This window comes from Burkholderia sp. E168m22 (assembly GCF_001319805.1).
GTDB lineage: Bacteria > Pseudomonadota > Gammaproteobacteria > Burkholderiales > Burkholderiaceae > Burkholderia > Burkholderia orbicola.
On the sequence record NZ_BBSK01000143.1, the window covers coordinates 36,508 to 50,133 of the forward strand.

12 protein-coding genes are annotated in these 13,626 nt (G+C 65.4%); 7 read left to right on the forward strand and 5 right to left on the reverse strand.

Annotation, left to right across the window (positions count from 1 at the left end; translation table 11 throughout):
- The first annotated feature begins 215 nt into the window (after positions 1-215).
- From AP428_RS31725 to AP428_RS31735, 3 genes are read left to right on the forward strand one after another with little or no spacing between them, the layout of a single operon-like run.
- Positions 216-1,550 carry a glutamine synthetase family protein gene (locus AP428_RS31725; protein ID WP_011694940.1) on the forward strand — a complete coding sequence of 445 codons (1,335 nt, stop codon included), beginning with the start codon at positions 216-218 and terminating at the stop codon, positions 1,548-1,550.
- A 10-nt stretch (positions 1,551-1,560) separates the two neighbouring features.
- A complete protein-coding gene (locus AP428_RS31730) occupies positions 1,561-2,943 on the forward strand; it encodes an aspartate aminotransferase family protein (protein WP_011549103.1) in 1,383 nt (460 codons plus the stop codon).
- Entirely contained in the window at positions 2,940-3,680 is a 741-nt protein-coding gene (locus AP428_RS31735) for a GntR family transcriptional regulator (RefSeq protein WP_011549102.1), read from the forward strand. The genes AP428_RS31730 and AP428_RS31735 overlap by 4 nt, the downstream gene beginning before the upstream one ends.
- Positions 3,681-3,847: 167 nt before the next feature.
- Here the strand turns inward: AP428_RS31735 and AP428_RS31740 are convergent, their stop codons facing one another.
- A complete protein-coding gene (locus tag AP428_RS31740) occupies positions 3,848-4,846 on the reverse strand; it encodes an SDR family oxidoreductase (protein ID WP_227745889.1) in 999 nt (332 codons plus the stop codon).
- Between the two features lie 77 nt (positions 4,847-4,923).
- Between AP428_RS31740 and AP428_RS31745 the strand changes: the two genes are divergently transcribed.
- Entirely contained in the window at positions 4,924-5,886 is a 963-nt protein-coding gene (locus AP428_RS31745) for a GlxA family transcriptional regulator (RefSeq protein ID WP_011549100.1), read from the forward strand.
- Between the two features lie 69 nt (positions 5,887-5,955).
- Here the strand turns inward: AP428_RS31745 and AP428_RS31750 are convergent, their stop codons facing one another.
- The gene (locus AP428_RS31750) at positions 5,956-7,008 is read right to left on the reverse strand and encodes an RNA-guided endonuclease TnpB family protein (RefSeq protein ID WP_054928642.1); all 1,053 of its coding nucleotides are present in this window, start codon (positions 7,006-7,008) and stop codon (positions 5,956-5,958) included.
- Positions 7,009-7,069: 61 nt separating this feature from the next.
- Positions 7,070-7,990 (reverse strand): LysR family transcriptional regulator, encoded by a 921-nt coding sequence (locus tag AP428_RS31755; protein ID WP_011694939.1) that lies wholly within the window; start codon positions 7,988-7,990, stop codon positions 7,070-7,072.
- A gap of 210 nt (positions 7,991-8,200) precedes the next feature.
- Between AP428_RS31755 and AP428_RS31760 the strand changes: the two genes are divergently transcribed.
- The 3 genes from AP428_RS31760 (at position 8,201) to AP428_RS31770 (ending at position 10,682) form a co-directional block, all read left to right on the forward strand.
- Complete coding sequence (locus tag AP428_RS31760) at positions 8,201-9,067, forward strand: NmrA family NAD(P)-binding protein (protein ID WP_011549097.1); 867 nt, start codon at positions 8,201-8,203, stop codon at positions 9,065-9,067.
- A 99-nt stretch (positions 9,068-9,166) separates the two neighbouring features.
- Positions 9,167-9,697, forward strand: a complete 531-nt coding sequence (locus AP428_RS31765) for an MAPEG family protein (protein WP_226135358.1) — start codon at positions 9,167-9,169, stop codon at positions 9,695-9,697.
- Between the two features lie 46 nt (positions 9,698-9,743).
- On the forward strand, positions 9,744-10,682 hold the full coding sequence (locus AP428_RS31770) for a PLP-dependent cysteine synthase family protein (RefSeq protein WP_011549095.1): 939 nt from the start codon (positions 9,744-9,746) through the stop codon (positions 10,680-10,682).
- 279 nt (positions 10,683-10,961) lie between these two features.
- Here AP428_RS31770 and AP428_RS31775 read toward each other — a convergent pair whose 3' ends face one another.
- Together AP428_RS31775 and AP428_RS31780 are read right to left on the reverse strand one after the other, a co-directional pair.
- On the reverse strand, positions 10,962-12,410 hold the full coding sequence (locus AP428_RS31775; protein ID WP_011549094.1) for an aldehyde dehydrogenase family protein: 1,449 nt from the start codon (positions 12,408-12,410) through the stop codon (positions 10,962-10,964).
- A gap of 3 nt (positions 12,411-12,413) precedes the next feature.
- Positions 12,414-13,517 carry a tartrate dehydrogenase gene (locus AP428_RS31780; RefSeq protein ID WP_011549093.1) on the reverse strand — a complete coding sequence of 368 codons (1,104 nt, stop codon included), beginning with the start codon at positions 13,515-13,517 and terminating at the stop codon, positions 12,414-12,416.
- Positions 13,518-13,626: the final 109 nt, after the last annotated feature.

Genomic DNA, 13,626 nt, shown 5'->3' on the forward strand with positions numbered 1-13,626 from the left:
CCGGCCATTTGCTATTCGACGCTGAAAACGGCTGGAGAGGGTCGGTCAGCACAACCGTACCCAAGGGATGCTCATGGACCTGCGACCGGAGGTGTTCGCGCTGTCGCGAGTTGTCCTGTAGTTCATTGGGATGAATTTGTGATCACAAACATGATTATTTTCGAGATATCATCGATAAACACACAATGTTGTGATCACATCATGAGTGACATGCGATGAACGACGCTTTGAGCGACTTCCTGACCCGGCACCGCATCCGCGAGGTGGAGTGTGTCATCCCCGACATGACGGGCATCGCGCGCGGCAAGATCCTGCCGCGCGATCTGTTCACGGCGTCGGGCGAGATGCGCATCCCCAAGAGCGTGCTGCTCAACACCGTGAACGGGCAACAGCCCGACAACAGCCCCTTCGTCGGCGACACCGACCCCGACATGGTCTGCAAGCCCGACGCCGCCACCGTGCGCATCGTGCCCTGGGCAGCCGAACCGGTGGCCGTGGTCATCCACGACTGCCTGGAATGGGACGGCCAGCCGGTGCAACTGTCGCCCCGCGCCGTACTACGCCGCGTGCTGGCGCTGTACGAAGCACGCGGCTGGCAGCCCGTCGTGGCACCCGAGATGGAGTTCTACCTGGTGGCGCGCAATCAGAACCCGCACGAGCCGCTGCAGCCGCCGCTGGGGCGCACCGGAAAGCCCGAGGTGGGGCGGCAGAGCTACTCCATCGACGCGGTGAACGATTTCGATCCCTTCTTCATGGAACTGTCCGCCTTCTGCGACCAGCACCAGCTAGGCGTGGAAACGCTTATCCACGAGGCCGGCCCGGGGCAGATGGAGATCAACTTCAGCCACGGCGAACCGCTCGACCTGGCCGACCGCGTTTTCCTGTTCAAGCGCACGGTGCGCGAGACGGCGCTGCGTCACGGCGTATTTGCCACTTTCATGGCCAAACCCATGGAGGGCGAACCCGGCAGCGCGATGCACATTCATCAGAGCATCAACGACGGCGAAGGCCGCAACATCTTCAGCAATACCGACGGCACCGCCAGCGAACACTTCCACCACTTCATCGGCGGACTGCAAACCTACATCCCGCAGGTGATGCCGATGCTGGCGCCCTACGTCAATTCATACCGGCGGCTGGCGCCCTACATGTCGGCACCCATCAACGTGCGCTGGGGCCAGGACAACCGCACTTGCGGTATCCGCGTCCCCAAGTCCGGCCCCGGCGCCCGCCGGGTTGAAAACCGCGTGCCCGGCGTCGACGCCAATCCCTATCTGGCCATGGCCGCCACGCTGGCCTGCGGCTACATCGGCATGCGCGACCGGCTGCACCCCAGCGAGCCCACCGAAGGCAGCGCGTGGAACGTCGCCCACGAACTGCCGCGCCATCTCGAAAACGCCATCGAGGCCATGCGTGCCTGCGATGCGATGAAGGAGGTACTGGGCGAAACCTTCGTCGACGCGTTCTGCGCGGTGAAGGAACTGGAATTTTCCACCTACAACCGGGTGATCAGTTCGTGGGAACGAGAGCACCTGTTACTGCTGGTTTGAGGAGTCCGTCATGAACCACACGCTTCCACATACCGGCATCGAGCACGAACGCGTACAGGCCTTGCTCGCCCATGAGCGCGCCGAGTACGCGCAACGCAACCCGAAGTCGCAGGTGATGTCCGCACGCGCCGCGCCGCAGCTGATGTTCGGCGTGCCGCTGCACTGGATGAACGACTGGTCGACGCCTTTCGCGCTGCACGTGGCCCAGGCCCAGGGGGCACAACTCACCGATGTGGACGGTCACACGCTGGCCGACTTCTGCCTGGGTGACACGGGCGCCATGTTCGGCCATTCGCCCGCCGTCGTGACCGAGGCACTGGCGACCCAGGCACGGCAGGGCCTCACCACCATGCTGCCCAACGAGGACGCATCCGTCGTGGGTGAATTGCTGGCTCGGCATTTCGGTCTGCCGAAATGGCAGTTCGCGATGACGGCCAGCGACGCCAACCGTTTCTTGCTGCGCTGGGTACGTGCCGCCACCGGGCGGCGTACCTTGCTGGTGTTCAACGGCTGCTACCACGGCACGGTCGATGACGTCTTCGTCGACCTGGTGGACGGCCAACCCACGCAACGCGCCAGCCTGCTGGGCCAGGTGCACGATCTCACCATCACCACGCGCGTGGTGGAATTCAACGACCTGGCCGCGCTGGAAGCCGCGTTGGCCCCGGGCGACGTGGCCTGCGTCCTGGCCGAGCCAGTGATGACCAACATCGGCATGGTGCTGCCCGAACCGGGCTACTGGGCGCAGGCGCAAGACCTCATCCGCCGCCACGGCAGCCTGCTGGTACTGGACGAGACCCACACGCTCAGCAGCGGCCCCGGCGGCTATGCGTGCGCTCACGGCCTGCAGCCCGATGCCGTGGTGGTGGGCAAGGCACTGGGCGGCGGCATGCCGTGCGCAGCCTATGGTTTCAGCGCCGCACTGGCCGAGCGCGCCGAGGCCGCCAAGCGCACGGCACCGCCGGGCCACTCGGGCATCGGCACCACGCTGACCGCCAACCTGCTGGCCATGGCGGCGATGCGCGCCACGCTCACGCATCTGATGACGCCCGAGGTCTTCGCCCCGATGCACGCGCTGGCCGAGCAACTGGCCGCCGGGCTGCGCACGATCATCGCCCGCCACGGCCTGCCCTGGTGCGTCACCCAGGTGGGCGCCCGGGTGGAGTTCCAGTTCTGCCCGCAGCCGCCGCGCAACGGCAGCCAGGCCGAGGCGGTGATGGATGCCGAGCTGGAGCACGCGCTGCATCTGGCGTTGCTGAACCGCGGCGTACTCATCACGCCTTTTCACAATATGATGCTCGTCTGCCCTGACACGACCCGGATGCACGTGCAGCGCCTGCTCGCCGCATTCGACACCGTGCTGGCTTCGCTCACCGCCGCTGCCGATTCATGAGTCACGACATCGAACCCACCACCACTCAGCAAGACACGATCTACGCCACGTTGCGGCAATGGGTCACCGTAGGCCGCTTCCTTCCCGGCGAGCGCTTGAAGATCCGCAACGTGGCAGCCGAGATGGGGGTGGGGCAGATGCCGGTGCGCGCCGCGCTGCAGCGTCTGGCTGCCGAAGGTGCGCTGGTGAACGTGCCCAACGCCGGAACGATCGTCCCCAGGCTGACGGTGCCCGAGTTCGACGACCTGCTGCAAATGCGCATGCTGCTCGAAGGCGAGGCCGCCGAGCGCGGCTGCCTGAGGCTGGAGCCGGCCGAACTCGCCACGCTGCGCAAGCTTTGCCAGCGCATGGCGAAGGCGTTGAAACACCCTGCGGATCAGCCGGCTCGCGCCAGGAAGTCCGCGGGAGACAAACCAACGCTGAAGCAGCCCGCGGTTTCGTTGAAGGCCGACCAAGCCACCGATTACCTCGCCGCCAACGAAGACTTCCATGTCCTGCTCTACAAGGCGGCCGGCTCGCCGTTGCTGTTCGAGCTGATCGATACGCTGTGGCTGAAGGCCGGCCCGATCTCGAACCGCCTCTTCGACACGTCCGAAGCCTCCGCCGTGTTGAACGACGCCCACGAAGACCTGATGGATGCGCTGGACAGGCGGGATGCCGCCGCGGCGCGACGCGCAGTGGAGCGCGACATCTTCGTGGCGGGACAGTTTCTGAGGTCGACACTGAAACGCGATTGACCACGGGTGTGACGGTCGGCATGGTCGGCGCATAGGGCGTCGTATGGGAGAGACCGCGATACGCTGCTCAGCGAGCGTTCGCGGATGTGCGGTTCACCGTCATCGTTGTCCGACGCGTAGTCGGTGGACCATCGCGTCGACGGACGTTTTCTGCCGCGAACGTATCTTCACGCCGCCGCGGATTGTCCTTGCGGCCCGGCGAGGTGCGCGAGCCCGAGACTCTCCAGTGTCTGCGCCTGAATCGCTGCTGCTTGAGCGTTGAGGGCGTCGGCGCCGAATGACTGACCCACGACCCAACGCGCGGGGCGCGTGCCCGGTGCTTGCTCGACGAGTTGAGCGATGGCTTCGGCGACGTCGTGCGGGTCCGGCGCGTGGTCGCTCGCGAACAACGTCATCAACGTCTCGACCATCTTGTCCGGAATCGCACCGGCTTCACCGTAGCCGGGCACGCGCGCGGCGTCGGCGGGCCGCTGCGCGCTGCCGAAGATATTCGTCGGATAGTTGCTCGGTTGAACGAGAACGACGTCGATGCCCAACGTCGACAATTCGTAGCGGTAGCTGTCGGTCAACGCTTCGATCGCGAACTTCGATGCGCCATAGAGACCGAAGAACGGAAACGTCACGCGGCCGAGTATCGAGCCGACGTTCACGATCAGGCCTTCGCCCTGCTTTCTGAAGGTCGGCAATACCGCTCTCGACATGCGCTGGATGCCGAATACATTCACGTCGAAGAGTGCCTGTACCTGCTTCGTCGTGAACGCCTCGGAAACGCCGGCCGACCCGATACCAGCGTTATTGATCAGGACATCGAGACGCCCGGCATGTTCCAGCACGGAGGCGACGCCGCGCTCGACGGACGCATCGTCCGTCACATCGAGTTCGACGACCTGCACGCCGCTCGCCCGCAGCGCATCGGCATGCGGCCGGTTGCGGCCGGCGACGTCACGCATCGACGCGAATACCCGGTGCCCGGCACGTGAGAGTGTTTCCGCGGTGTCGCGGCCGAAGCCGCTGCTGGCGCCGGTGATCAGAATGGTTCTGGACATGTTGAGTGTTTCCCAGCCAATGAGGTTAGAGGACCGCAACCGCATCCGTACGTGCGGCTCCGATGCGGTCGAGATGAAACGTGTGATGTCATTGAAAACCGAGGCAGCTGATGTCTTCACCACGTTGCCACGCAGTCTAGGCTTTGCCCCGAAACCGGGCTATAGTCGTAAATGACATTAATAGAGATGTTTACGACATGAGATTGACGATCCTGGCCCTCGAGGGTCTGTTCGACACCGGGCTGACGGTACTGCTGGATACCTTCGCGATGGCCAACGAACTAGCTGCTGCCCAAGGCTTCGCCGCGCCGCCCTTCGACGTGACGGTGGCGGGCGTGCGCAAACGCGTTCGCACTGCGCATGGACTGTCGATGCTGGTGGAACCGGCCAGCAGCGTGCGTCGCCCGGACTGGGTGGCCGTGCCCGCGCCCGGTATCAGGGAGCCGGAGCGCCTGATCGAGACGCTGCAGCGTCGGGACGTGTGCGATGCGATGGCGCACCTTCGTGCGTGGCATGCCGACGGCGTCGGCGTCGCCGCCGCTTGTATCGGTACGTTCTTGCTGGCCGAAGCCGGGCTGCTGGATCATCGCGAGGCGACGACCACCTGGTCGCTGTCGCCTTTCTTCCGTCAACGTTATCCGGCAGTCGATCTGAACGATTCGCGCATGGTCGTCGCCGCGGATCGCGTGGTCACGGCAGGATCGGCCATGGGCCATCTCGACCTGGCGCTGTGGTTGCTACGTCAGGCCAGTCCCGAACTGGCCACGCTCGTGGCCCGCTTCATGCTGATCGACAAGCGTTCGTCGCAGGCCGAATACATCATTCCGGATTACCTTGCACACGCCGATCCATTGATCGCGCGATTCGAGCGCTGGGCCCGCGAGCATCTTTCCCTCGGTTTCTCGCTTCAGACAGCGGCGGCTGCATTGGCCGTGGGACCACGCACGTTGCAGCGCCGTACCGAGGCGGTACTCGGGAAGTCGCCCTTGGCGTTCTTCCAGGATCTCCGAATCGAACGGGCGCAGAACCTCGTGTCGATGGGTTACGACCTGGAGACGATCGCAAGCGAAGTGGGTTACGCGGATTCGGCGACGTTGCGGGCCTTGTTGCGCCGCAGGCTCGGCCGTGGGGTGCGGGAGTTGCGTGCCGACAATCGGTAGCGAACACCACTAGCGTGCGCCGACGCCCCCGTGAATACCCGTCAGTTCGACCTTGACGTCCTCCACCGCCTAAAGGCGGCGGATTCCCACACCTGGCGATGCACGTCCGCATCGGAGAATGTTCAGCGCAGCGTTGATATCACGATCATGCTCGGCACCACAGTCACTGCAGGCCCATTCTCTTACTCGCAGTCCCGCGATACCTTTCGGCCGCGTCGCGCTGTCTTTCGACCCGCACGACGAACAGGACTGGGTGGAACCGCTTTCGTCCACTTCCTCGAACGTGGCCCCGTGCGCGACCGCTTTGTAACGGAGTTTGTTTCGGAAGGACGACCAGGACGCGTCGTAGACGCTCTTCGCCATCCTGGTTCTGGCGAGTTTGACAGCCGACACGTTGCCGACCGCGATGTAATCGAAGCGCCGCACCAGATCGAGCGCGAGCTTGTGTTGGAAATCGGCACGCGCATTCGCGACCTTGGCGTGCAGCTTCGCGATATGCCGCTTGTGCTTTCGCGCCCGTTGCGCTTTCGCCAGCTTTTCCGCCGCTCGTCGACCGAACTGGTCATTGGGCAGCTTCTCGCCGGTCGAAAGTGTGGCGAAGTCTTTCAGGCCGAGATCAATACCGACGCCGGAACGGATCGGGCGGGCCTGCACATCGGGCATCTCGATCACGATGTTGAGAAACCAGTTGCCGCGTGCATCCTGCGCAAAGTTGGTGCCGTCCTTGATCTTGCCTTCGGGAAGCGGTCGACTGTTGAACACCCGAAACGTGTTGCCGGCGAAACGGAACGCGTCACCCTCGCGCTTCAGGTCACGCCCCTTCAGCGGCACCCAGCCCAACGATTTCCTGCCGCGATAGCGCAGGTAGGGCCGACGGCGCTGACTGCGCGACTTCGCATATTGCTCGCACGTCGCGTTGACCGTGCCGGAGTGAATACCGAGTTCCTTGCTGCTGCCGGTCGCCAGCACGTTCAGGTTGAATCCGGTCGGCCATTTCTTGCTCCACTTGAGCGCGTGCTTCTGCGTGTCGTTGCAGAAGTTCCAGACGTAGTTCACCGCGCGGCTCTGCTTGTTAAGCAGTCCGTTGAGCGACTTCACGCGGTAGCGGTAGACGAGGATCATGCAGGTGATCCTAACCCGTGGAAGAAGCTGTCTGTCAACAGCACTCCTTTCCTTCCCGGCATCAATGGCGGGGTTTCTCGGAGCAAATTCTGATGAAATCCAGGAATGCGCGGGTCTTGGCCGGCACGTGATGCCGGGACGGGTAATACGCGTATAGCGGATACCGCTCGTCGGCCCATTCGGGAAAGAGGTTGATCAACCGGCCGTCGGCGATCAGCGGCTCGGCACCGAGCAGCAGCATCTGCGCAATGCCGGAGCCGGCGAGGCACGCGTTGAGCAGCGCGCCCGGATCGTTGACCGTGAGGCGTCCGCGAGTGTCGACCACGATGCGTTTGCGCTTGCGATGGAATTCCCACGCGAACGGCTTGCCGGTCTCCGGATTGCGAAATTCCAGGCAGCGGTGGTGCCGGTCTTCGAGGTCCTCGGGTTTGGCCGGCCGTCCCCGGCGCGCGATGTACGAGGGCGCCGCGACCGTCACGACGCCGGTATCGAGCAGCTTTCTCGCGATCAGGCTGGATGCCCGCGGTTCGCCGAAGCGCACGGCGAGGTCGAAGCCGTCCATCACGAGGTCGCCCAGGCTGTCTCGCGCGATGAGCTCGATTTCGAGTTCGGGATGCGCGTCCATGAACGCATCGAGCCGTGGCCCGAGAATGGCGCGGTAGACGACCGGATCCAGATTGATTCGCAGCTTGCCGCGCACCGCGGAGGCGCCGCCCGCGGCCGCCGCGGCGGCTTCCTCCAGCCCGGCGAGATGGGGCATGACCTGCTCGTAAAAGCGGCGGCCCTCTTCGGTCAGCGACACCGACCGCGTCGTTCGGTTGAACAGCCGGATGTTCAGCCTTTTTTCCAGCCGCGCGATCGCTCGACTGACGCCCGGCGGCGTCATGCCGATGACGTCGGCGGCAGCCGAAAACGTCCCGGCATCGACGACGGCGGCGAACACGCTGATGCTGCCTGACAGCTTCTCGCTACTGGATCTCATGGTGGTTCGACTGAATACGGGTGGCGGATCGCGCACGACCCACTGAAGGCCGACACGCCGACGCCGCACAGCGTAGCCACGCCGGGCGTCCGTGTCGATCATGCCGAATTGATGACGCGTTGTCACTTATCTGATGCCATCCATGTCGTTTTGTTTTGGTCGGCGTTTGTCCAGAATGCGACCCACGTATTCACACATGGAGAACGAGCAATGTATGCAATCACAGGAATTACCGGCAAGGTCGGCGGCGCACTGGCCCGTGAACTGCTGGCCTCGGGTCGGCCCGTGCGCGCGGTCGTGCGCGACGCGACGCGGGCAGCGGCATGGGCGGCGCGCGGGTGCGAGATCGCAACGGCTTTCATGGAAGCCCCGGCGTTGCTCGCCGACGCATTCGCCGGCGCGACGGGCGTTTTCATCCTGCTGCCGCCGGTGTTCGATCCGGCGCCGGGGTTTCCCGAAGCGCGGAAAGTGATCGAGGCCGTGTCCGCCGCGCTGCTGAAGGCGCGCCCCGACAGGGTCGTGTGCCTGTCGACGATCGGCGCGCAGGCCGACGAGCCCAATCTGCTCACGCAACTCGCGCTGATGGAGCAGGCGCTGCGCGAGATGCCGATGCCGGTGACGTTCCTGCGGCCCGGCTGGTTCATGGAGAACGCCGCGTGGGATGTCGCGTCCGCGCGCGACGAGGGCGTCGTCGCCAGTTACCTGCAGCCGCTCGACAAGCCTGTGCCGATGGTCGCCACCGCGGACGTCGGCCGCGTGGCGGCGCAACTGCTCCAGCAGACGTGGCACGGTGTGCGTGTCGTCGAGCTCGAAGGCCCGTGCCGGGTGAGCCCCAACGATCTCGCGCTGGCCTTCGCTCGCGTGTTGGGCCGGGACGTGCGCGCGGAAGCCGTCGACAGACGAACGTGGGAAGCGCTGTTTCGCGCGCAGGGCATGAAGCATCCGCTCCCCCGCATGCGCATGCTGGACGGCTTCAACGAAGGCTGGATCGATTTCGAAAGTGATCCTGAAGAAATCCTGCACGGCCATGTCGCACTGGACACGGTTCTGGGCGAGCTCGTGTCGCGTACGGTCTGATTGAATGCAGCGGGCGGCGCGTGGCGCGCTTGCGCTACCCCGCCCATGCATCGGATTTTCCGGTCGGACGGATAGTGGCTTTCATGTCGAATGGCTGTCGTGAATGTCGCTATTAATGTCATTTATGACTATGGCGAGCGGCCTCGTCCCGAGTCTAGACTGCGAAGCATTTCCGGCATCCGCAGATCCCGCCTGCGGCTCAGTCCGACAGAGGCCAATCCGATGACATTTTCGCCAGAACTTCACCTGCTGACGCTGACCGCGATCGCGACGCTGCTGATGTGGATTCCTTACATGCTGGCCAGAATCATGACACGCGGCCTGATGGCGGCCTTGAGCAATCCCGATCCGTCCCATCCGCCCGATCCACCGTGGGCGGAGCGCGCACGGCGTGCGCATGCGAACGCGATCGAGAATCTTGCCGTGTTCGCCCCGCTCGTATTGATGTGCGCAATGACGGGTGCGAGCAGCCCGGCGACGGTGTTCTCGGCCAGGCTCTATCTCGGGGCGCGGCTGGTTCACTACGTCGTCTACGCCGCTGGCATTCCGGTTGTTCGCACGATCGCTTTCCTGACCGGCTTCGCGGCAACGCTCACGTTCGCTGTCGCGCTGCTCGGTCATGCGACCTGACGGCTACCCGCCGGGTCTTGCCCGTTCGCTCACTTCAGAGGTCCACATGAAATCGACTCCCGGCAGCATCCTCGACACGATCGGCAACACGTCGCTCGTCCCGTTACGACACGTTGTCCCGAAGAACGGCGCGCGTCTGTTCGTCAAGCTCGAAAGTCAGAATCCGACCGGCAGCATGAAAGACCGGATCGCGCTCGCGATGATCGAAGCGCCCGAGCGCGATGGGCGTCTGAAGCCCGGCGGCGCGGTGGTCGAGTACACCGGTGGCAGCACGGGCGTGTCGCTCGCGCTGGTGTGCGCCGTCAAGCGGCATCCGCTGCATCTGGTCTCGTCGGATGCGTTCTCGAAGGAGAAGCTCGATCACATGCGCCTGCTTGGCGCGGAGCTGACGCTCGTCCCGAGCGACAACGGCAAGCAAACCGGGAAGCTGACGAAGGACATGATTCGCGAGGCGCATCGGATTGCCGGCGAGACGGGCGCATACATCACCGCGCAGATGGAAAACACCGATCAGCTCGACGCCTATACGAAGATGGCCGACGAAATCTGGGAGCAGACCGGCGGCCGTCTCGACGGTTTCGTCCAGAGCGTCGGCACGGCTGCGTCGCTGCGCGGGATTTCGCGGCGCTTGCGCGAGCATGACGCACGCATCCGGATCGCCGGTGTCGAGCCGGCCGAATCGGCGGTGCTGTCGGGTGGATCGACCGGCGCGCACAAGATCGACGGGATCGGCGCGGGCTATGTCGTGCCGCTTTGGCGCGACGGCATCGCCGACGAACTCGAGCGCGTCTCGACGGAGGACGCAAGAGCCATGGCGTTCCGACTGGCCGCGGAGGAGGGGCTGTTCTGCGGTACGTCGACCGGCGCCAACGTAACCGGCGCATTGCGACTCGCCGAACGGCTCGGCCCGGACGCCACGATCGTGACGATCATGTGCGACACGGGCATGAAGTATCTGAAGTCGTTCGCGCAGACGATGGGCTGATGGCTTTTGGGGGGATCGTATCCGGGTGTCCGGTACGGACAGCAGCCAGATGTCGGCGGGCTCGGCCCGATCAAGATCATCGACCGGTCGGCCGGCGCCGACGAATGCCACGGCGGCGCGCGCGATGTCACGAGCGTAGATTTGCCCCACGTCGACGACACGGTTCGCGACGATCAGGTTGCCGAGCGTCTGGCCGACGCGGCCGGCGCCCACGATGGTCAGTCGGGACATGGCGATTCTCCGGCGACGGCCCGAACGGCCGTCGCAGCGTGGCCGCGATCAATCGTGCCGGATCGCGATGGTCTTCAGCGCGGTAAAGCCGAGCAATGCCTCGAAGCCTTTCTCGCGGCCATACCCGCTTGCCTTCACGCCGCCGAACGGCAGTTCCACGCCGCCGCCCGCGCCGTAGTTGTTGATGAAGACCTGTCCGGCCTGCAGCTTGCGCGCGAGCCGCAGCGCGCGGGCGCCGTCGCGGGTCCAGACACCCGCGACGAGGCCATACTGCGTGCCGTTCGCGAGGGCGACCGCCGCGTCTTCGTCGTCGAACGGCATGGCCGCGAGCACCGGGCCGAATACCTCTTCCTGCGCGAGCTCGCTGTCGGGCGGCACGTCGCGGAACAGCACCGCTTCCTGGTAGTAGCCTGCGCCCGATGCGCCGGCCGCGATGGTGCCGCGCGCCGCCACGCGAATGCCGTCGGCCTGCGCGCGCTCGACGATGGCCCGCACCCGTGCATGCTGCTTTGCATTGACGAGCGGCCCCATCTCCAGATTCATCGACGGCGGCCCCGAACGCAGCCGCTCGAATTGCTGCGCGAGACGATCGAGCACGCGTTCGTAGACGGTGCGCTGGACGAGCAGGCGGCTGCCGGCCGAGCAGGTCTGCCCCGCGTTCTGCACGATCGCGTTGACGATGACGGGCAGCGCCTGATCGAGATCGGCATCGTCGAACAGCAATTGCGGCGACTTGCCGCCCAGCTCGAGCACTGCCGGGCAGTGACGCTCGGCGGCCGCGCGGCCGACCAGCGCGCCCGTTCCCGTCGATCCGGTAAACGAGATGTGACGAATGCCGGGATGGGCCGATAGGGCCGCGCCGGCTTCGCCGCCCAGCCCCGTGACGACGTTGACGGTGCCGGCCGGAAAGCCGACCTCGGCCGCGATTTCCGCCAGCCGCAGAATGGACAGGCTCGCGTCCTCCGCCGGCTTGACCACGCACGCATTGCCGGCGGCGAGCGACGCGCCGACCGAGCGACCGTAGATCTGCATCGGGTAATTCCACGGAATGATGTGGCCGGTCACGCCGATCGGTTCGCGCACCGTCAATACCGTGAACCCGGCGGTGTAGGGCAGTGTGTCGCCGTGCAGCTTGTCGACGCATCCGGCGTAGTACTGGAGGTAGCGCGCGAGCACCGCGGCATCGGTACGGGCGGTGTTCAGCGCCTTGCCCGTGTCGCGCGCTTCGAGCTGCGCGAGTTCGTCCGCATGCTGCGAGACGGCCGCGGCGTACGCGAACAGCAGGTTGCTGCGTTCGACCGGCGACAGCTTCGCCCACGGGCCGTCGAGCGTGTCGCCCATCGCGCGCTGTGCGGCGGAAACGGCGCGCTGCACGTCGGTCGCATCGCCGCGCGCGATCGTCGCGAACGGTTCGCCGGTGCTCGGGTCGACGACGTCGATCCGCTCGCCGGTATTCGGTACGACGCGGGCGTTGCCGATGTAGTGATCAAATTGCATGGGTCATTCCTCGATCGATGCGGGATTCGCGATGGTGTGTGCAATCGCGGCGCCCAGTTCTTCGGTGCTGGCCGTGCCGCCCATGTCGCGGGTGCGCGGGCCGGCGATGAGCACGGATTCGATCGCCGCGACGATTTCGGCGGCCGCGGCTTCGTAGCGCGATTCGCCGCGACCGAGGTGTTGAAGCAGCAACGCGGCCGACCAGATCTGGCCGATCGGGTTCGCGATGCCGCGGCCCGCGATGTCGGGCGCCGAGCCGTGCACCGGCTCGAACAGCGAAGGGAAGCGCCGCTCCGGGTTCAGGTTCGCCGACGGCGCGATGCCGATCGTGCCGGTACACGCGGGGCCGAGGTCGGACAGGATGTCGCCGAACAGGTTCGAGGCGACGACGACGTCGAAGCGATCCGGATTCTGGACGAAGTGCGCGCACAGTATGTCGATGTGATATTTGCGCGTTTCGATGTCCGGGAACGACCGGGCCATTTCCGCGAGGCGTTCGTCCCAGAACGGCATGGTGATCGAGATGCCGTTGGATTTCGTCGCCGCCGTCAGCTGCTTGCGCGGGCGCGAGCGGGCGAGTTCGAATGCGAACCTGAGCACGCGGTCGACGCCGACGCGCGAGAAAACCGACTGCTGCACGGCGATCTCGCGGTCGGTTCCGGTGAACATCCGGCCGCCCACCGACGAATACTCGCCTTCCGTGTTCTCGCGCACGACGATGAAGTCGATGTCGCCCGGTTGGCGCCCGGCGAGCGGCGCGGGCACGCCCGGCATCAGGCGCACCGGGCGCAGGTTCACGTATTGATCGAACTCGCGCCGGATCTTGATCAGCGATTCCCACACGGCGACGTGGTCCGGTACGATATCGGGCGCGCCGACGGCCCCGAAGAAAATGGCGTCGTGCGCGCCGATCTGCCGTGCCCAGTCGGCCGGCATCATCGTGCCGTGGCGAACGTAGTGATCGGTACACCAGTCGCCGAACTCGTCGAACGCCAGCGGAATGTCGAAGCGGGCCGCGGCGGCGCGCAGCACGCGCAGGCCTTCGGGCATCACTTCCTTGCCGATGCCGTCGCCGGCGATGACCGCGATGCGGTGCGGGTTCTTCATGTTGCGGGAAGCCTCCATGATGAAGCTGGCGTCCCGCACGGGAGGGGCAGACACGGGGAGCTGCGCGAGCCGGGCCGCGTCGAACTGCTGCGCGGCGGCCTTTGATACG